General features: G+C 33.4%; 29 protein-coding genes. 25 read left to right on the top strand and 4 right to left on the bottom strand.

Annotation, left to right across the window (positions count from 1 at the left end):
* Positions 1-3 precede the first annotated feature (3 nt).
* From VG895_03525 to VG895_03510, 4 genes are read left to right on the top strand one after another with little or no spacing between them, the layout of a single operon-like run.
* The gene (locus VG895_03525) at positions 4-435 is read left to right on the top strand and encodes an FMN-binding protein (protein HWA52097.1); all 432 of its coding nucleotides are present in this window, start codon (positions 4-6) and stop codon (positions 433-435) included.
* Between the two features lie 6 nt (positions 436-441).
* Complete coding sequence (locus VG895_03520; GenBank protein HWA52096.1) at positions 442-1,152, top strand: FAD:protein FMN transferase; 711 nt, start codon at positions 442-444, stop codon at positions 1,150-1,152.
* Positions 1,142-2,629, top strand: coding sequence for an oxidoreductase (locus VG895_03515; GenBank protein HWA52095.1), 1,488 nt, complete (start codon positions 1,142-1,144; stop codon positions 2,627-2,629). Before VG895_03520 ends, VG895_03515 begins: the two co-directional genes overlap by 11 nt.
* Positions 2,630-2,641: 12 nt before the next feature.
* Positions 2,642-3,313, top strand: a complete 672-nt coding sequence (locus tag VG895_03510) for a response regulator transcription factor (protein ID HWA52094.1) — start codon at positions 2,642-2,644, stop codon at positions 3,311-3,313.
* A 37-nt stretch (positions 3,314-3,350) separates the two neighbouring features.
* Here the strand turns inward: VG895_03510 and VG895_03505 are convergent, their stop codons facing one another.
* Positions 3,351-3,539 (bottom strand): KGG domain-containing protein, encoded by a 189-nt coding sequence (locus VG895_03505; GenBank protein ID HWA52093.1) that lies wholly within the window; start codon positions 3,537-3,539, stop codon positions 3,351-3,353.
* A gap of 92 nt (positions 3,540-3,631) precedes the next feature.
* A complete protein-coding gene (locus VG895_03500; GenBank protein HWA52092.1) occupies positions 3,632-3,868 on the bottom strand; it encodes a GlsB/YeaQ/YmgE family stress response membrane protein in 237 nt (78 codons plus the stop codon).
* Positions 3,869-4,200: 332 nt separating this feature from the next.
* On the opposite strand from VG895_03500, the gene VG895_03495 reads away from it, so the two are divergent.
* From VG895_03495 to VG895_03465, 7 genes are all read left to right on the top strand, one after another.
* Positions 4,201-4,635 carry a hypothetical protein gene (locus VG895_03495; protein HWA52091.1) on the top strand — a complete coding sequence of 145 codons (435 nt, stop codon included), beginning with the start codon at positions 4,201-4,203 and terminating at the stop codon, positions 4,633-4,635.
* A gap of 22 nt (positions 4,636-4,657) precedes the next feature.
* Entirely contained in the window at positions 4,658-5,794 is a 1,137-nt protein-coding gene (locus VG895_03490) for a GAF domain-containing sensor histidine kinase (GenBank protein HWA52090.1), read from the top strand.
* Positions 5,791-6,342, top strand: a complete 552-nt coding sequence (locus tag VG895_03485) for a hypothetical protein (protein HWA52089.1) — start codon at positions 5,791-5,793, stop codon at positions 6,340-6,342. Before VG895_03490 ends, VG895_03485 begins: the two co-directional genes overlap by 4 nt.
* Before the next feature lie 197 nt (positions 6,343-6,539).
* Positions 6,540-6,878, top strand: a complete 339-nt coding sequence (locus tag VG895_03480) for a hypothetical protein (GenBank protein HWA52088.1) — start codon at positions 6,540-6,542, stop codon at positions 6,876-6,878.
* Positions 6,847-8,433, top strand: a complete 1,587-nt coding sequence (locus VG895_03475; GenBank protein HWA52087.1) for a glycosyltransferase family 39 protein — start codon at positions 6,847-6,849, stop codon at positions 8,431-8,433. The genes VG895_03480 and VG895_03475 overlap by 32 nt, the downstream gene beginning before the upstream one ends.
* Positions 8,434-8,700: 267 nt before the next feature.
* The gene (locus VG895_03470) at positions 8,701-9,297 is read left to right on the top strand and encodes a LytR C-terminal domain-containing protein (GenBank protein HWA52086.1); all 597 of its coding nucleotides are present in this window, start codon (positions 8,701-8,703) and stop codon (positions 9,295-9,297) included.
* Positions 9,298-9,315: 18 nt separating this feature from the next.
* A complete protein-coding gene (locus tag VG895_03465; GenBank protein ID HWA52085.1) occupies positions 9,316-9,630 on the top strand; it encodes a hypothetical protein in 315 nt (104 codons plus the stop codon).
* Between the two features lies 1 nt (position 9,631).
* Here VG895_03465 and VG895_03460 read toward each other — a convergent pair whose 3' ends face one another.
* Entirely contained in the window at positions 9,632-9,994 is a 363-nt protein-coding gene (locus VG895_03460; GenBank protein HWA52084.1) for a hypothetical protein, read from the bottom strand.
* A 58-nt stretch (positions 9,995-10,052) separates the two neighbouring features.
* Between VG895_03460 and prfB the strand changes: the two genes are divergently transcribed.
* Positions 10,053-11,093 (top strand): peptide chain release factor 2, encoded by a 1,041-nt coding sequence (gene prfB / locus VG895_03455; protein ID HWA52083.1) that lies wholly within the window; start codon positions 10,053-10,055, stop codon positions 11,091-11,093.
* Positions 11,094-11,095: 2 nt separating this feature from the next.
* Here prfB and VG895_03450 read toward each other — a convergent pair whose 3' ends face one another.
* Complete coding sequence (locus VG895_03450; protein ID HWA52082.1) at positions 11,096-11,374, bottom strand: hypothetical protein; 279 nt, start codon at positions 11,372-11,374, stop codon at positions 11,096-11,098.
* A gap of 65 nt (positions 11,375-11,439) precedes the next feature.
* Here VG895_03450 and VG895_03445 point away from each other — a divergent pair, with 65 nt between their 5' ends.
* Genes VG895_03445 through VG895_03385 form a run of 13 tightly spaced genes read left to right on the top strand, consistent with a single transcriptional unit; the run spans position 11,440 to position 19,151 of the window.
* On the top strand, positions 11,440-11,883 hold the full coding sequence (locus VG895_03445; GenBank protein HWA52081.1) for a hypothetical protein: 444 nt from the start codon (positions 11,440-11,442) through the stop codon (positions 11,881-11,883).
* Between the two features lie 28 nt (positions 11,884-11,911).
* A complete protein-coding gene (locus tag VG895_03440; protein ID HWA52080.1) occupies positions 11,912-12,565 on the top strand; it encodes an ATP-binding cassette domain-containing protein in 654 nt (217 codons plus the stop codon).
* The gene (locus VG895_03435; protein HWA52079.1) at positions 12,566-13,468 is read left to right on the top strand and encodes a permease-like cell division protein FtsX; all 903 of its coding nucleotides are present in this window, start codon (positions 12,566-12,568) and stop codon (positions 13,466-13,468) included.
* A complete protein-coding gene (locus tag VG895_03430) occupies positions 13,468-14,628 on the top strand; it encodes a C39 family peptidase (GenBank protein ID HWA52078.1) in 1,161 nt (386 codons plus the stop codon). Before VG895_03435 ends, VG895_03430 begins: the two co-directional genes overlap by 1 nt.
* Positions 14,628-15,299, top strand: a complete 672-nt coding sequence (locus VG895_03425; GenBank protein HWA52077.1) for a hypothetical protein — start codon at positions 14,628-14,630, stop codon at positions 15,297-15,299. The genes VG895_03430 and VG895_03425 overlap by 1 nt, the downstream gene beginning before the upstream one ends.
* A 49-nt stretch (positions 15,300-15,348) precedes the next feature.
* A complete protein-coding gene (locus VG895_03420) occupies positions 15,349-15,717 on the top strand; it encodes a VanZ family protein (protein ID HWA52076.1) in 369 nt (122 codons plus the stop codon).
* Positions 15,651-16,073 carry a tRNA (adenosine(37)-N6)-threonylcarbamoyltransferase complex ATPase subunit type 1 TsaE gene (tsaE, locus tag VG895_03415; GenBank protein ID HWA52075.1) on the top strand — a complete coding sequence of 141 codons (423 nt, stop codon included), beginning with the start codon at positions 15,651-15,653 and terminating at the stop codon, positions 16,071-16,073. Before VG895_03420 ends, tsaE begins: the two co-directional genes overlap by 67 nt.
* Positions 16,070-16,360: a tRNA (adenosine(37)-N6)-threonylcarbamoyltransferase complex dimerization subunit type 1 TsaB gene (tsaB, locus tag VG895_03410; GenBank protein HWA52074.1), complete on the top strand. Its 291-nt coding sequence runs from the start codon at positions 16,070-16,072 to the stop codon at positions 16,358-16,360. Before tsaE ends, tsaB begins: the two co-directional genes overlap by 4 nt.
* 18 nt (positions 16,361-16,378) lie before the next feature.
* Positions 16,379-16,984 carry a fibronectin type III domain-containing protein gene (locus VG895_03405; GenBank protein ID HWA52073.1) on the top strand — a complete coding sequence of 202 codons (606 nt, stop codon included), beginning with the start codon at positions 16,379-16,381 and terminating at the stop codon, positions 16,982-16,984.
* Positions 16,959-17,456: a sortase gene (locus VG895_03400; GenBank protein ID HWA52072.1), complete on the top strand. Its 498-nt coding sequence runs from the start codon at positions 16,959-16,961 to the stop codon at positions 17,454-17,456. The genes VG895_03405 and VG895_03400 overlap by 26 nt, the downstream gene beginning before the upstream one ends.
* Before the next feature lie 2 nt (positions 17,457-17,458).
* Positions 17,459-18,400: a CAP domain-containing protein gene (locus tag VG895_03395; GenBank protein HWA52071.1), complete on the top strand. Its 942-nt coding sequence runs from the start codon at positions 17,459-17,461 to the stop codon at positions 18,398-18,400.
* Positions 18,397-18,648 (top strand): hypothetical protein, encoded by a 252-nt coding sequence (locus VG895_03390; protein HWA52070.1) that lies wholly within the window; start codon positions 18,397-18,399, stop codon positions 18,646-18,648. The genes VG895_03395 and VG895_03390 overlap by 4 nt, the downstream gene beginning before the upstream one ends.
* The gene (locus tag VG895_03385; protein ID HWA52069.1) at positions 18,645-19,151 is read left to right on the top strand and encodes a ribonuclease H-like YkuK family protein; all 507 of its coding nucleotides are present in this window, start codon (positions 18,645-18,647) and stop codon (positions 19,149-19,151) included. The genes VG895_03390 and VG895_03385 overlap by 4 nt, the downstream gene beginning before the upstream one ends.
* The last annotated feature ends 2 nt before the right edge of the window (positions 19,152-19,153 follow it).

Raw genomic sequence — 19,153 nt, 5'->3', positions numbered from 1 at the left:
CTTATGAAAAAAGTAATTATTGCATTAGTTGCCGTGGCAGTAATTGGAGGTTTTGCTTTGTTTTATAAAATGAACAAATCAGATGAACCTTCAACAACTGATAATAGTAATTCTGCAAATTTAGAAACAACAAATAATACGCCAGCAAGTTATAAAGACGGAACTTATACTGGAGTAGTTGGAAGTGCTTCTCAATATGGAAATATACAGGTCAAAGTTGTTATTTCTGGTGGAAAAATAACTGACATTCAGTATGTTGATTTTCCGAGCGGGCCAGGGCATACAGCTGAAGTTACCGCAATGGCACAGCCAGCTTTAAAGCAAGAAGCAATTGCAGCACAAAGTGCAAATGTAAATATAGTAAGCGGCGCAACACAAGATACACAAGGATTTATTCAATCTCTTCAGGATGCGCTTAATCAGGCAAAAATTTAACTTCTTATGAAGCAGATGCGATTTATTATGGGAATGCCTGTAATAGTTGAAATTGTTGGTGAAAAAAAGAATAAACCTTTTGAGAAAGTTTTTGAGTATTTTGGATGGGTTGATGAGAAGTTTAGCCCTTACAAACAAAATAGTGAAGTAACCAAACTTAACTTTGAAGATAAAGATTTAAAACAAATTTTAAAACAATGCGCGCAAACAAAAAAAGATACAAATGGATATTTTGATGTGTTTTATGAGGGAACTTTTGACCCATCAGGATTAGTAAAAGGTTGGGCGATTTGGGAGGCATCTAAAATTCTTGAGGAAATGAAATATAAAGATTTTTATATTGAAGCAGGCGGGGATATACAAACCCATGGATTAAATGAGGCTCACGAAAAATGGAAAGTGGGGGTTAAAAATCCTTTTAATAGAAATCAGATTATAAAAATTGTGCAACTTTCTGGAGAAGGAATTGCAACCAGCGGAAATTATGAAAAAGGAAATCATATATATAATCCACTTGGGAAATCTAACAGTGAAATTGTAAGTTTGACGGTGATTGGGAAAAATGTTTATGAAGCTGATAGATTTGCTACACCTTTATTTGCAATGGGGTTTGAGGGAATAAAATTTTTGGAAAAGAAAAACCATTTGGAAGGTTATATGATTGATAAGAAAGGATTTGCAACTTTTACAAAAGGGTTTGAAAAATATGTTAACTAAAATTGATGATTTGTTGAATTCAATAACAATGTACCGTCTGGTACTTTATTATTTGATTGGGCTTCTTTTTATAGCCTTTATATATAGTATCTTTCACGTATTGCCCTTTGGCCCTAATGAGCTTATTGTTTCAACTTTTATTTTAGTTGCAGTTAGTTATGTGGCAAATAAATTTTTTGCCTATTTATTTAAAGTACAAACGAATTATGAGTCATTTTTGATTACAGCTTTAATACTTGTTTTGATTATTACTCCTGGTCTTGCCGTTTCAAAAATTGAATTTTTAATTTTTGCATCAATCTTATCAATGCTTGCAAAATATATTTTAAATATTAAGGGAAAGCATATTTTTAACCCGGCAGCAATTGCTTTGGTGATTACTGCTTTTACGATAAATGGTTTTGCGTCATGGTGGATTGCAACCAGATGGATGTTTCCGTTTTTGCTTCTTGGTTTTTTGATTGTGCGAAAAATAAGAAGAGAATCACTAGTATTTTATTTTTTTGTAGGAGCATTGATTTCTACTTTTATGGTTTATTTTAGTAGAGGAGATTTTGAAATCTTAAAGATAGTTGAAAATACTTTTTTGGATTCGCCAATATTATTTTTTGCATTTGTGATGCTTACAGAACCACTTACAACACCGCCGACTGCAAACTTGCAGGCGTTATATGGAGTGTTTGTTGGACTTTTATTTGCACCACTTTACTTTGGAAGGTTTTATACTACACCTGAAATTGCTTTGTCTATTGGAAACGTTTTCTCCTATTTGGTAAGTCCTAAAGAAAAATTGACACTTAAATTGAAAGAGAAGATAAAATTAACTTCAGATATTTATGATTTTGTGTTTGTGTCAAACAAGAAAATAAATTTCACTGCTGGGCAATATCTGGAATGGACTTTTGGACATAAAAATACCGATTCTCGAGGAAATAGAAGGTATTTTACAATTTCTTCCAGCCCTACTGAAAATGATTTGAGGATTGGAATAAAATTTCCAAAACGCGTATTAAGCAGTTATAAAAAACAACTTCTTGAAATGAAAAATGGAGATAAGATAATCGCTGGAAATTTAGCTGGAGATTTTACATTAAAAGAAAATGCAGAAAGGAAACTTGTTTTTGTTGCTGGGGGAATTGGAGTGACGCCGTATCGCAGCATTATTAAATATTTAATTGACAAAAAAGAAAAATGTGATGTTGTTTTGGTGTACTTTGAAAAAAATAAAAGAGAAATGGTTTATAAAGATGTTTTTAAAGAAGCAAAGAAAAAGATAGGGCTTAAGATAATTTATTTTGAAACTGAAAAACAGGGCCATATGATTGGAACAGATATTAAAAAAGAGATTCCAGATTATAAAGATAGGATTTTTTATCTATCTGGCCCACATGGAATGGTTACTGGTTTTCAAAAAGAACTAAACAACATTGGTTTATCGAAACAAAATGTTAAAGTGGATTATTTTCCAGGTTTTTAATATACTTCTTTCATGATTCCAAGCATTCTTGTTATTGAGGATGATAAGGACATTAACGAATATCTTAAAGATTTTTTGACAGAGAATGATTTTAATGTATATACAACAGACAAAGGAGTTGCCGGACTTGAGTATTTTAAAAATCATGAACCTGACCTTGTCCTTCTTGATTTAGGACTTCCTGATATGAGTGGTGAAAGTGTTTGTGCTGAAATGTATAAAATTTTTCCAGATATTCCCGTGATTGTTCTTACTGCAAAAACAGATACTCAGGATAAAGTTAAACTTTTCAATGTTGGAGCTGATGATTATATTACCAAGCCTTTTGAGGTTGAGGAACTTTTGGCGAGAATTAAGGCAAGGCTTCGTGCAAAAGTGCCTGGAGAAAATAAATTAAAAATTGGAGACCTTGAACTTGATCCTAAAAAGTTTGAAGTGAAAAGAGGCGGAAATGAAATTAAACTTACACCACAAGAATTTAAATTATTGGAATATTTGATGAATAATGAAGGAATTGTTCTTTCCAGAGATATGATTTTGAATAGGATTTGGGGTTATTCTGCTGACGTTGAAAGCCGAGTGGTTGATGTATATTTTGGATATTTACGCAAAAAAATTGATAATAAATATCCAAAAAAGCTTTTGCATAGTGTACGCGGTTTTGGCTATTCCGCGCACCAATAAAACAGGCGACCCTTTCGGGCCGCCCTTCTTACTTTAGTTACCTCTGGCCACCTACACGGCCAGCTTCTTTTGCTTCTTCACTCGTCCATTCATGGGCTGTGCCATTTTTATGGGCAGCCTTTCCACCTTTACTTGCAATTTTTCTTTGCTTGTCAGGATCCATAGAAGCAAAACCTTTATTACTGTTTCCAGAACTATTTTGGTTTTGATCGTTGTCGTCTCCCATTAATTATTCACCTCCTTTCTTTTATGATTTCTTTTTAATTTATTCTCGTGATAAAGAAATGAAATTCACGTAAGAGTCTTACAAGAATTAACTTAAATTAATCTTGAAACCCAAATAAGTACGATAGCTCCGATTACCGCTACTATTAAGCTATATAAATTAAGTCCTGTAACTCCAGATGAACCTAGAATGCTCATTAAAAATCCACCAACAAGAGCACCGATTATTCCGATTACAATGTCTGCAATCATTCCGTGGCTGCTTTTCATAATGACTGAGGCAATCCAGCCAGCAATTCCTCCAAAAATAATCCATAAAATTATTCCCACCTTGTTTTCACCTCCAGTCTAAAGTTATTTTTTACTAGATGAGTCAGAAACTTATATTAAAAATAGTAAGAATTTTATGAGAATAAAAATTCTTGGGGATTTACTTATTTTCGTAATTGTGGTTTGGCTTATAACCAGCCTGCCAAGCCCGTTTGGAGAAATTCAGCTGTTCTTATTATTATTGGGCTTCTTTTGTATATTTTAAGATTTTGAAATGCTCTCAAGAATATTCCGAAGTTTAGACTAAATCAAATTCTTCAGCTTGACTTTTTTACTCATTAAGATTAATGTAAGCCTTGTGTAAGACTTCTGTAAGAAGCCTTACTATAAGTATGTTATTAAACTTCCAGGATAGAAGATTCACAATTGATGGCAAGATTAGATATGGTAAATTGAATCTAATAATGGAGGTTTATTATAAAAAGTACATTAACACCAAATCTATTCCTGCTACTGTTCCTGTTTTAAGCTCTGACTTACCCAGTATTTTTAAATGCGAATGTTTTAATGAAGAAAACAAAAATTTTAAAGAAGAGAGTGGACAAACTGAGCTTGGACACTTGTTTGAACATATTATGCTTGAGTATCTTTGTATTACTAAGCTTAATTCAGGATGTAAACAGGCGATTTATGAGGGAGTGACAAACTGGGCAGTTGATAATCCGTATATTTTCAATATTCAGATAAAAACTGGAAAGCGGGATATTGAAAACATCGAAAAAGCATTTAAGAAGTCCACACGTCTTTTGGGAAAAATATTGGGTTAGGATATATACTATCAATACATTTATGGATAGTGTTTGGGAGAGAATATATAACTCGGCGCTTCATTTTTTAACAATTCATGACAAAGAACAGATGTATCATCTTGTTGTAAAAGAGGCAATTAATTTGGTTGATGCAGATTACGGATCTGTTTTTCTGGTAAAAAAAGAAGTTCCTGTAAGAGTTTTTTCTTCGTATAGGACTTTATATAATGTTGAAGCAAGAGCGAAAGGAAAAGTCTATTCTGCCTTTAAAAATGGAACTCCGGTTTTGATTTCTTCACCAAAAGAATCTGACCATTCAGAGCTTCGGATTCTTGGAGTACGTTCTGAGATAATTGTTCCTCTTTTATATGGGGGAATGACGGTTGGGGTTTTGTCTATTTTATCAAAAAAACAAAATCTAAAAGAAGAAGAACTTGATAAATTAATGATTTTTGCACCTCTTGCAACACTTGCGATAAGAAATATGACTCTAAATGAAGATCTTAAAAAAGCTATTGAATCGCGTAATCTTTTTATGTCGCTTGCTTCACATGAACTTAAAACTCCGCTTACTGTAATATCTTTGTACTCTGACAGCTTGGCTAAGAAAGTTTCAACTGAAAGCGGAAAAAGAGACGCTGAGAAGATAAAAAGTGCAATAAAAAGAGTTAATTATTTGGTAAATGAATTTCTTGAAGTTGATTCATATAACAAAGGAGAGCTCCATTATAAATTTAATAGAACTAATTTGTATGATTTGATTAAGTCTGTTGTGTTATGGTATAAAAACGATAAACTATCTCCAAATATTAATTATAATTTAAACGAAAATCGTGAGTTTGAAACTTTTATTGATCAAGAAAAAATAAGGGAAGTTTTAATCAATGTTCTAAATAATGCAATCAAGTTTTCTCCAGAAGCTTCTGAAATAGACATTGAGACTAAACAAAAAAATGGGAAATTTTATATTTCTGTTACTGATCACGGAGAAGGGATATCGAAAAATAATTTGACTAATATTTTTGGTAGATTTTATAAAGGTACGTCTAAAAAAACCGGAATGGGGCTTGGTCTATATCTGGCCAAAAAAATTATGAAAACTCATAAAGGAGAGATTGAAGTTAAATCTCAACTTGGAAAAGGCACTACAGTTGTGATAACTTTGCCAAAAAGATGATAGGAGGAGTTGAACACAATCAGTTTAATTTATCAAATAGAGAATTAGCATTGCAAAAAGCTTCTAGTTTACAAATTTTTCCATATACTACTGACCTTTTAGGTAATTCGTTAAATTTAGTTCAAGATCTTCTTAGTTTTGATAAAGAGATATCTGATTTTGAAGAACAAAGTTTACTTAAGGTCCAAAGAGTTGTTGGAATCTTTGGATTGCCAGATAGTGGCAAAGATTGGTTAATGGATAATGTTATTATTCCATATTTAGGCAAGGCTAGAAGAAATGCATTCGATGAAAAAGCTGCTTTTTTGCGGCTTGGGAGGCGTCCAGTTATTGCTACACCAAAAGGTGTACCTCTGCAATCATTTGAACTTGTAGCGACACGTATTAAAACAATTGCAGATACAGTTTCCGATGTGAAGAGAGAATATCGCAAAATAGTGATGCAGGGGCCTGCTGGGACAAGTTTGCAGTACGGACTAGACAATTCTATGTTTTTCTCTACAAGAGAATATATGGACCAAGTAATGTACGATTTTTTGATCTTTTAGCTAGAGAAGCTAATAATAATTTGGAGAGTACCTTTTTGTATTTGATTAATATTGTGTGAGGGCCCTATATGGATCTTTGGGGATCGAGATAATATTAATTGGATATATGGGCTTGATCCTTTTCCAAACGAAAAAGCTTACCAATACGCAAGAAGAGGCGGATCAATTAGACAAACGGAAAACGCCCAAGATTTAGCATGGAGAACTTCACAGTTTGCGATACCAAGAAATCAGAATCATTCCCCAAATGGTTTTTAGATCCGACAAATGGTGATATTTCTTTTGTGGCAGGTATCTTAGAGGCAAATCCAAAGCAATACAATATCAGATGTAGAAATAATTTATGTAGCTATTATGTATACGAGAGAAATTTTCTTGCCTCTAAAAACTTTTTGAATTCGCGTGAGCTTCCATATCGGGTAAAACATTTAATTTTGTTAAATAATCCAAAAGTTGTAATTAAAAGTATTGATCAGTATAAAGCTTTGGTAGAATTAATTAGAGATGGTAAAGAGAGGCATAAAATCAATTATTAAAAAAGAGTATTTAATAGTTTTTGTAATTTTTGTTTTTGGATTTTTGATTAGAGTATGGTCGGTAACTTTTTATAATACCGAAATTGGTTTTGATCAGGCGCGTGACCTTTTTGCTGCAACTTCGATTTTTCGCGACCATCATTTGGCAATTATTGGACCAACTGCGGGAAATAATCCTTATCTGCATCATGGTGTCGCCTGGTGGTATTTCATGGTTTCACCTTTAATTTTTACAAAAGGAAATCCGATGGGCGTTGTCTTTGTAAATGTTTTTGTGAATGCATCAACTATAATTGTCGTTTATTTTTTTGCAAAAGATTTTTTTAGAAATAAGTATGCAGGAATTATTGCAAGTATTTTAACGGCAGTTTCTTATCAAATTATTCAATATGGAGGATGGCTTTCAAATCCTTCGCCGACGATTTTTACTGTACCAATATTTTTTTATGCACTTTGGAAATATTACAATACATCCAAGAAAAATTATTTATTTATTACAGTCTTATTTTTAGGTTTTTCAATAGAGTTTGAATTATTTTTTATTTATTTAATTCCAATTTTTTTAATATTATTTTTATTCTTAAAAATGAAATGGCCGACAACCAAGAATTTATTACTTTCGATAATTATTTTTTTAATTACAACATCAACACTTGTTGCAACAGAATTTAAAAATCATTTCATGGGAATAAAAAGTATTTTTTTTGCAAATAAATATTTAGGAGGAACTGCATCACATCAACCTTTTGTAAAACTTTTTGGAAATTTTTTAGTTAGCTGGAATTCTTTTTCAGATAATTTTTCTCCAAATAATTTAAAGATTGGAGAAATAATTGGAATAATAATTTTATTGGTATTAATTTTTGATTTGGTGAAAAATTTTAAATTAAAAAAACAACGTGACAAAATTTTATTTGTAGTAATTTATTTTTTGTCGCCTGCTTTGATGTTTTTACTTGGAACTTCTAATGAACCCTGGTTTTTAATTGGAAGACCTATCGCAATTATTTTTGCGTTTACTTATGTACTTATTAAAGTGCGACCAAAATTTATTGTTGCTGGAGTTTTAATTGCAGTTATTTTTATGAATTTGAATGCAATTGAGAATGTTCAAGGACAAGGTCAAACTTTACTTGATCCTGATTTATCAAGCATCATGAATTACCAAATTCAAGTTGTTGATTATACTTATAAATCTGCAAATGGCGCACATTTTGAAATTAATACACTAACAAACCCGCTTTATATAAATGCAGTTTGGGGTTATCAATATTATTGGTATGGAAAAAATAAATATCAATATTTGCCAACTTTTGCCGGGGGAGATCAACTTTATCCGTATAATACTTTGAGTAAACCAAACGGAAGCGAAAAATTTTTATTTTTAATAATGGATACGACAAACAGAATTCCTCCGCAATATAAAAATAATTTGATTGATTGGGCAAATGAAAATAGTAAACTGATTGAAGAGAAAATGTTTGGAGGAATTGATGTCCAGAAAAGAATTTTAACTCAAATTATTTTAACCAACAAAAAACCTGCTAAGAAATAAATCGTAACAGGTTTTTTGCAGGACAGGCTTACTTTCGTCGCTTTCGATGAACTCCACCTTTCTTCCTTTTATGAGTTACCTTGTGGGTTGTTTTTCTCTTTGCTGTTTTTCGTTTTTTAACTGGCATTTAAATCACCTCCTTAAGATGAAAAGATCTTTCTATAATCACTGTAAAATATAGTAACAAAAATATCAAGTGGTTCTAGAAAAAATGACATTAATCAGATTTGACATTTATTGTATTAGATGTTTATACTTAGCTCTTAAATGGAAGAAACGAATAATCCACAAACACCACCAGTTGGTTTTCCTGGAACAACTCCTGTTCCTCAGCAACAAGAAAATAAGAAAAATTGGAAATGGCTTGTTATTTTAATTTTATTTTTAGTTGTTATTGGTGGAGTAACATTTTTTGTTTTCAAAAGCTCAAGAAGTTCTTCGACTGACGAACCAACTCCAGAACCAACAAGTGATTTAACTACAGTTAGTACTCCAGTACCGACGCCATCACCAACTCCAGCTGATAAAACCGCTCTTAATGTTTCAGTACTAAATGGAACAGGAATTGCCGGGGAAGCAGGAATTTTAGCTGATAAACTTAAAACACTTGGATATACAAACGTGACAACTGGAAATGCAGATAGCCAAAATGCAACAACTACAACTGTAGACTTTGGGCCAAATGTGTCGCAGGATGTTGTTACTGAAATTAATTCTACATTAAATGACATGTATACAAGTGTGTCTACTGATAGTTCTGCCTTGCCATCAGGAACTGATATTCAGATTACAACTGGAACACGAAAAGGCGATACTGCTTCTGCAAGCCCAACTGATACTTCAGAACCGACTGCAACTCCATAATTGTGATATATTGAAGCTATGAAGCTTCACCTTGAGAGTATTAAGGTTGCTCCGGATGTATGGCAAGCAGCAGCAATTATTATTTTATTTTTTGTACTTATTCTGGTTATTGCTTACATTGTTCGGAATTTTTTGAGCTGGTCAATACCTGTTTTTGCAGGCGGACTTTTTGTTGGGTTAATTATGATTTTAATTACTGATGGATTTTTACTAGTAAATGGAAAAACAATTACAACTAAGAATTCGATTATAAAAAATATGCTTCAATATGAACATACACAGTTTCTTGAGGAGTTAAATGTGCCAAAAGCTTGCTGGCCAAAGATTAAATAAATTAGTGTCGTTGTGAAGCTCCAGAAATTAAATATTTCCACATTGTCATTGTTAATAAGTGGTCTGTTTTTTGAATTCCTGGTGTTGTTTCATAATAAGCTTGAGCCTTTGATTTTATCCATATTAATTTTTTTGCTAATTCTATGTCTGGTTCCGGTTTTATCATTCCAAGTAGTGATGCTGCTGAAAAAGCTCCTATTGTTTTATAACAGAATGATTGTCTTGATTCAAAAAGTTCATTTACTATAGATATTGTTGATATGAAATCTGCTTGAGAGAGTGGTTTTTGGTTTTGCAATTGGGTAAGAACTTTTTTGATTTGTTCTTCTTGCATAGATAATCTGTCTAGTTCATTTGCTGACATTTTTTGAATAATAGCATTAATTTAATTATTTACAAATATATTTTGATATACTTCAATCATGCAAGAATTAATACAGGAATTTGATGAATTTAAGAAGTCATATAATCTTTCTCAAAAAGAGGAAACTTTAAAAAAACTTACTGAAGAATCACTTGATCCAAATTTATGGAATGATCAGGGTAAAGCTAAGACTCTTATGCAAAACATTTCTGATTTAAAAACTGAAGTTGATGAAGTAAAAAATCTTGATGAAGAAATAAAAATTATAAATGAACTTTCAAATTCAGAAGATGTAAACGAAGAACTAAAGAAGGTGCGAGTGAGATTTGATAAATTAGTTTTGAAAAAATATTTAAGCGGGCCAAATGATAAGAAAAATGCCACACTTTCAATTCATGCCGGGCAGGGGGGAACTGAGGCCATGGACTGGACTTCTATGCTTACTCGCATGTATTTAAGATTTTTTGAGAGAAAGGGATGGAGGGCTGATGTGATTGACCAGACTGATGGAGAAGAAGCGGGAATAAAAAGCATTGTTATAAATGTGATGGGAAATTATGCATATGGATATTTAAAAGGAGAAGCGGGGACACACCGACTTGTAAGACAATCGCCTTTTAATGCAGATAAATTAAGACAAACTTCTTTTTCGTTGGTTGAGGTATTACCTGAATTTGAAGAAGTTGATTTGCCAGATATTGAAATAAAAGATGATGACCTTGATATTCAATTTTTTAGAAGCGGAGGACATGGAGGGCAAAATGTTAATAAAGTTTCTACTGCTGTGCGACTAACACATAAACCAACTGGAATTGTGGTGACTGCTCAAACAGAACGTTTTCAGGAACAAAATAGAAAAATTGCAATGAATTTGCTTCGTTCAAGACTTTGGGCGAGAAAAAAAGAAGAGGAAGCAAAAAATGAAAAAGATTTAAAAGGAGATTATCATCCAGCAACTTGGGGAACACAGATTCGCAATTATGTACTCCATCCTTATAAATTGGTGAAGGATACAAGGACAGAAATTGAAACAGGAAATACTGAAGCGGTTTTGGATGGAGATATTGATCTATTTATAGAGGCTGAGTTGAAGTTATAAATTTATTCTTTGTATGGTTTAAAACCTTCTTCTGTCATTTCTCCGCGTTTGCCGTTTACATTTGCCCATCCACACCACCTTCTTAGTGCGTATCTTGCTTGGTCGTTACTGTCAACGATTTGACATCCATTTGTTTCTGCTTTGTACCAATCACAATTTCTACAGAATTCTGTTATTTTTAATTCGGGTATAGAACTAGCAACTGGGGTTTGATCGTTTGGATAAAAAAGATTATATATTTCGTCCACTTCAGTATTTATTGGTCGTTCTTGTTTTGACATTTATAAATCGATATTAACATAATCTTTTTTATTTTACAATTTTGTAAATAGTGGTATATTGGGCTATGGAGAACAATAGTTCTTCCAATATAGTTAAACCTGTTAAATCTTCAAATATAATGCCAATGATGATTGGCGGAGCCATCATTATAATAATAGTAGGGCTTGCTGTTGGATTTTTGGTTTCTAAGAAAAATGCCAAGACTCCTAATCCAAATACCAAAAATTCAAGTGTAACTGTGTCCCCGACTGAAGCTGGAATTACCGATGTTTCAAAATATGACAGTAATAAAATGCCAACTGGAATTTTGATGACTGGGGGAATCAAAGGAGAAGGGACATACCACTTGGATTCTGGAAATGGGCCACAACACATGGTTTATTTAAATTCAATTACAGTTGATATGAGCCAGTTTGTTGGGAAGAAAGTGAAAGTTTGGGGAGATACACTTTCAGCGCATTACGCTCCGTGGCTTATGGATGTTGTGCGAATACAAGTAGTGCAGTAGTTTGCTTCATGTGTTAGCATTAAGGAGAATGGTTGAATTTGTAAACGTCAGTAAAAATTTTGGACGAATAAGCGCTCTTAATGATGTTTCTTTTAAAATTGAAAAGGGAGAATTTGTTTTTATTATTGGCCCTTCGGGAAGCGGAAAAACGACAGTTTTAAGATTACTTTTGAGAGAATTTCCGGCAACAAGCGGAAAAATAATGTTTGATGGAATTGATATAACTAAACTTTCCAAAAGCAAAATTCCAGTTCTTCGCCAATCGATTGGAGTTGTATTTCAGGATTTTAAACTTTTGAAAGAAAAAACTGTGGGGGAAAACATTGAAATGGCGCTTGCTATCAAAGGAGTTCCGAAATCTGAATGGGAAACTCGTAAAAAAGAAGTACTTAAACTTGTTGGGCTAGCAAACCGCAGTGAGCTTTTCCCAGCACAGTTATCAGGAGGAGAATTGCAGAGAGTTGCTATTGCGCGAGCAATGTCAACGGACCCAAAAATAATTTTTGCTGATGAACCAACTGGAAATCTTGACTGGGAAACAAGCGAAGTTATAATGGAACTTCTTGATAAGATTAATAAAGCCGGCAAAACAATTATTGTTACAAGCCACAACTTAACGATAATTAAAAAAATGAAGAAAAGAACTATAAAATTAGTTGACGGGAAAGTAGAAAGCAAATAGATGTATTTAAAAACTGCTCTATCAAATATACGCCGATCACCTTTCCAGGGGGTTGCTGCGATTTTAGTTTTGACTGTTACTTTTTTTGTTGCAACAATATTTTCGATTTTAATTTATTCTTCTGCACAAGTTTTAAATTATTTTGAAACAAAACCGCAAATTATTGTGTTTTTGAAAACTGATGCAAAAGATACTGATGTGAACGCTTTACAAACTAAACTTGGAAATGATTCGCGAATAAGAGATTTGAAATATGTTTCCAAAGAAGATGCACTTACTATTTATAAAAATGCGACAAGCGATAATCCGCTTCTTGGGCAGCTTGTTTCTCCTTCTATTTTTCCTGCAAGTTTGGAGTTTTCTGTAAAAGATTTAAGCGATGCGCAAAATATTATTAATTCAGTAAAGAAAGAGCCGACGGTAGACTCTGTTTCATTTACTGCTGCAATTGGAGGGGAAAGCGCGAGTTCTGTTATAAGCAGATTAACTAAAATAACTTTTTATATAAGAGTTGGAGGATTAGTACTTGCGTTTGTTTTAGCGTTCACTTCATTTTTGGTTTTGATGGTGATTGTAAGTATGAGAATTGCTACTAAAAAAGGGGAAATAGATACTTTGAGAATAATGGGAGCAACTTCCTCTTTTATACGAACTCCAATTATGCTTGAGGCAATTATTTATGTAACAATTGGAGTTATTTTGGGTTGGGTCCTTGCACTAATTTTGATTTTGTATGTCAGCCCTGCAATTATTTCCTACTTTGCACAAATTCCAGTATTACCACATAATACCCAGCAATTTTTTGAATTGAATTTAGTTGTGTTTGGCGGCGAGCTTCTTATTGGTTTTATTATTGCGTTTTTGGGAGGATTTACTGCAGTAACTCGAGCTCTTTCTAAGTAATGCGGAAAAAGATTTTATTGTTATTGATTTTGCCTTTATTTTTCTTTGCAACAAAAAGCGTTGTACTTGCAGATTGTGATCCAAATGACGAAGGATGTATACGAGATGAAATAACACAATATCAGCAAAAACTTTCAACTTTAGCCGGACAAGCAAATACATTATCGAACCAAATTGCACAATTTAATGCGCAAATTACTTTGACAGAACTCAAAATTACTCAAACTGAAGATGAAATTAATTTATTAACTGGAAGAATTGGAGAAGTGCAAAGTTCTTTGAATGATTTAACGAAAGCATTTTCAGCGCGCGCTGTTGCAACTTACGAAATGGCACGAACAAATGAACCAACTTATTTGATTTTATCGTCAGCTGATTTAAATGATGCACTCTCAAAGTTTCATTATTTGCAAGAAGCACAGGCTAGCGACCAAACTTTGCTTACAAGATTGCAATCAGCACAAACAACTTATGAAAATTCTAAACAGCAATCTGAAGATTTACAAACACAATTGCAAGCTGATGAAAATAGTTTAAATACACAAAAGTCTCAAAAACAGGCGCTTTTGACACAAACACAAGGAAGCGAAGCGAATTATCAAAAACTACTTGCTCAAGCTCAAACACAACTTGCAGCGTTTAGTAAATTTACTGCAAGCGCTGGAGGGAGCGGACTTCTTTCTAATCAAACTGATTGTTCTGACAGCTGGGGATGTTATTATAATCAGCGTGATACAAGCTGGGGATCTTTGCCATTAAACGGAACGCAATACACAATTGCATCTGACGGATGTTTGGTTACTTCGATGGCGATGATTCTGACTCATTATGGGCATAAAAGCGTTACCCCAATAACAATTAATTCTGACCCAACAAATTTTGCATCTTATTACCCTGCTTATTTAAATTATGTGATTCATGCTGATGGAGTTACAGCAACTCGTGCTGTTTCTTCTATTGATTCAACACTTTCAACAGGAAACCCAGTAGTGGTTGGAATTCATGCATATGGAGGAACTCATTTTGTGGTTATAAAATCTGGAAGTAATGGAAATTATGTAATGAATGATCCATATTTACCAAACGGGAAAAATTTAAATTTTACTGATCATTATTCCATTTCCTCAATTTTTGAAGTTGATAGTGTTAGTATAAATTAATGCCTTCGATAGTCATTAATAGTTTTCCGCAAACTATTTCTTCTGATGCATTTAATGTTGATGTAACAATAAACGGCGCAAAATCCGGGACAAATTATTTAAGAATCGAACTCTTTAAGGATGGAACAAATAATTATTTCGGAGAAACTTTTAATAACAAAGATTGGTATGGGGGAACTGATGGACTATCTTATTTACCCGTTGAAATAAAGTCTGCAAGCACCTCTGCAATGATTCAAGGAAGGATAGATAATTCAAATAATTATTTAGGACCTGGAAATTATGATTTGAAAATAAAAAGATATACACAATCGGGAAACGCGGCTGATGATAGCGAGCAAAACGTAGTTGTAAATATTAATTATGTTTTGCAAACTCCAAGTATTTCGCCTTCAGCAGTAACACAAACACAAACTCCAGTTGCTACTATTTTAGATACAATTATCCCAACTACAATTCCAGAAGAAGTAATTTTGAAGACAAACCCTCCTGAAATTTTAGCCGATGAAACACAAAAACAAATTTCGAATACTCCAATTCCAAGTATTGAGAGCGTTCAAGAAATTCCCAAAAATAATTTTCCATTTTTTGCAGCTAGTATTTTTGCAATCGGTTTATTTTTGATTGGAATGGGAGCTTATCTAATATATACTAAAATACATGTTCGCTAAACTTAGTAAGAATAAATTTCTATGGTTTTATTTGCCAATAATTATCTGGATGATTGCAATTTTTTCCGGATCTTCTGTAAGCTCACCGACGGTAACAAATAACGTAACAGTGGATTTTGCAGCTCATAAAACTGCACATGTAATTGAATATGCAATACTTGCTGTGCTTTTATTTAGAGCTTTGAGGCAGGAAAAAATAAATGTTACAGAAGCTGTCATTTATGCAATTTTAATTGCAGGATTTTATGGATTTACTGATGAATTTCATCAAAGCTTTACAGCACATCGTACGACTCGCCTTCGCGATGTTTTTATTGATACAATAGGGGCGACTGCCGGAGTTTTAATAGTATGGAAATTATTACCAAAAATGCCGAAGAAACTTTTAGACTTGGCGAAAAAATTGGATCTGATTTAATTCGCCTGTCGGCGGGAACACAAACAATAGCGCTTTCTGGAGATCTTGGTTCTGGTAAGACTGTTTTTGTGCAAGGTTTGGCTAAAGGACTTGGAATAAAAAACAGAATACAATCCCCAACTTTTATTTTGATGAGAAGGTATGGGAGTTTTTATCACTTGGATTTATATAGACTCGAAAATAATGTGGAAAGACAAGTTGAAGAACTTGGACTTTTTGATATCTGGAAACAAAAAAATAATATTGTTGCAATTGAGTGGGCTGAGAAGGTCAAAAGCATTTTACCAAAAGAAACTATATTTATTAATTTTGAGAATGTTAATGAAAATGAAAGGAAAATTACAATCACAGAATGAAACTATTTATTGACACAACTGATAGAGAAAAAATAATTATCGGTTTAGATGATAAAAAATTTGAGACAAATGCAAGAGAAAATTCATCACAGAAGCTTTTGCCTTTTATTGAAGAAACATTAAAAAAAGAAAAGAAAGATATTAAAGATATTTCTGAAATAACTGTTGCAACTGGGCCTGGAAGTTTTACTGGAATAAGAGTTGGAGTAGCTGTTGCTAATACCCTTGCTTATGTATTGAAAATTCCTGTGAACAAAAAAGCTCTTGAGCTTGATATTAATTATTAGTTCATTTATAATCCTTTTATGCGAAAGCTATCATTAATTTTGGTAGCTGCCCTCCTTACAATACTTGCAGTTCATGCTGCAAATAAAAACATAGTAAAAGCTGATGTGGAGCTTGATATAACTTGCGGATGTAGTACACCAACTCCTACGCCGACTTTTGTGCCAACACCAACTCCAACGACACAGCCAACTTCCACACCAAATAATTCAACTCCTCCAAACGGAAATGTTGGAGCACCAGTTTGTACAGATCCAGTTCCTGCAAAGCCAATAATTACTTCTGTTAAACAAATTGGAACAAAAGCGACAATAACCTGGACAAAAATTGATATGGCAAATCATTATGTGATTTTTTACGGAACAGATCCTGGTAGCGAAGAGTTTGGAGTGCCAGATACTGGAAATGTAACAAGTTATACAATTAATTCACTTAATCCGAAATTAAAATATTATTTTGATGTACTTTCTGTAAATGGATGCCAACCAAGCTCTAATGGACAAGTTTTAGGAGCTAGCACTTCAGTTTTAGCGTCAACAGATTCTGATTTAATAATGCCGAGATTTATTCTTGGTATAATTGCTGCAGGAGTTACCTTCTTTGTTATCAAAAAATATTCTCTTTAAATTAATAATTGCAGTTTATATTGGAGCAGCTGTTTTTGCACTTACTAATCCAAGTTTGCAATGGACCAAACCGCAACCAACAACTATTTCAACTATCTCAAATAGCCCGACTGATATAAAAATTTCTAAAATAAATTTGGATTTGGCAATATCACCTGCGATTTTAAAGGGAAATGAGTGGCAGCTTTTTGATGACAGAGTTGCTTGGCTTAGTTCTTCAGCACTTCCTGGAAAAGGTAATACAATTATGTATGCACATGACAGAGTTGGGCTTTTTGCTAATTTAAAAAATCTAAAACCAGGAGATGAAATTGATATATATACAAACAAATGGATAATTTATAAAGTTACACAGGTACATGCAGTCTTGCCAACGGATGTAAATGCTGTGCTTGGAACACAAAACCGCTTAACGCTTTATACCTGTGATGGCAGCTTTGATCAAAAGCGACTGGTAGTGTATGCTGAGTAGTAATGGAAGCACTTGCCCACCTTTTTGTTCCGAGAGTTAGTAATAATCACAAAGCAAAAATTCTACATTCTTCATCTCTTTTATTAATTGTTTTTGGAATTCTTATATTTCAATTTACTTTACAAATTACAAGTCATAAAAGCGGTCAGGTTTTAGGCTATGCTGCAAATATATCTCCATCTGAAGTTGAAAGATTAACAAATGTTCAAAGAGAACAAAACGGTTTAGGGGATTTGACAGATAATCCTGAACTTGATGCAGGAGCGCTTGCAAAAGGACAGAATATGCTTAAAGAACAATATTGGGCTCATGTTGCACCGGATGGCACACAACCCTGGGCTTTTTTTGTTGCGCAAGGATATAGTTATCAGTATGCTGGAGAAAATTTGGCGAGGGATTTTCCAGATGCACAAAGCGCTGTTACTGCATGGATGAATTCGCCAACACATCGAGAAAACATGCTTAGTCCAAATTATAAAGATATTGGAATTGGGGTTGTTGAAGGAAATTTGAACGGAGTTGATACAACTATTATTGTCCAATTTTTTGGAACAAAATTGGGAGATGCGCTGCCAGTTCAACCAGTTGCTGCAGCAACACTTACACCTAGCCCAACAACAAAACCAAAAGCGACTGTGTCAGCCGGCGCTACGCCTCAGGCTGTGATTGCGGCAGTCTTGCCAACTCCGACTCCTGTCGTAACTCCCGTGGCGAGTTTAATTCCTCAAACTTTGGTTGCGTCAAGTAAAGTAACGCCTTTTGATTTAACAAAAATAATTTCTCTTTCACTTGTAGGGATTTTAATTCTAGTTGTTGCTGTTGATGGATTTTTAATTAATAGACGTAAAATTTTTAGAGTTGCAGGGCATTATCCAGCACATATTGCATTTTTGGGAATGATATTAATTATTTTAATATTTATTGGTGTTGGGAGAATTTTGTGACAAAACACTTATCTGATTATTTTAGTTTGGGAGGAATTCTAATTGCGACAGTTATTGGTTTTTTTGCATTTTCTTATAATAAAGATTTTCAACTTGCTGTTGTGACAGCATCAAGCTTTTCTTATTTTGTATGGGGAATAATACATCACTTTATTAAAAAAGATTTAAATTTGCAGATCTTGATTGAATATGCGATGTTCTCTTTGATTGGATTTGTAACTTTAGTTGCTATAATCTATAGATCATGACTTCAGATCTGGACAAAAACGGTTTTTATAGTCCGACAAACGGATCTGTAACTTTTCGTAAAATTGTTGAACAAATTGCAGAATTTGTTGATAGCGACTCGAAAAGTCTTTACAGTGTAATTATTGGATCTGATTCGCAAATAAAACACAGCAAAACTGGCGCAGAATGTGACTTTGTTACTGCAATCGTAGTTCACCGTCATGGATATGGAGCAAGATATTTTTGGAAAAGAGAAACTATTAAGAAAGCTCCAGTTTTAAGAGACAGAATTTATGAAGAAACTGCACGAAGCCTTTCAGCTGCTGCAATTATTGTTCCAGTGATTCGTGAGAGAATTGAAAAAGATAAATATAATTTTGAAATTCATGTTGATGTTGGGCCAAACGGGAAAACACGCGAAATGATTAAAGAACTTGTGGGAATGGTGAATGGAATGGGATATAATGCAAAAACGAAACCATACAGTTGGGGAGCAAGCTCAGTTGCAGATAAACACACATAGTG

The sequence above is a fragment of the Patescibacteria group bacterium genome (genome assembly GCA_035549555.1).
Taxonomy (GTDB): Bacteria; Patescibacteriota; Microgenomatia; order UBA8517; family UBA8517; genus Co84-156.
Note: the sequence above shows the minus strand (reverse complement) of the source record. Positions and strands in the feature narration are given on the sequence as shown.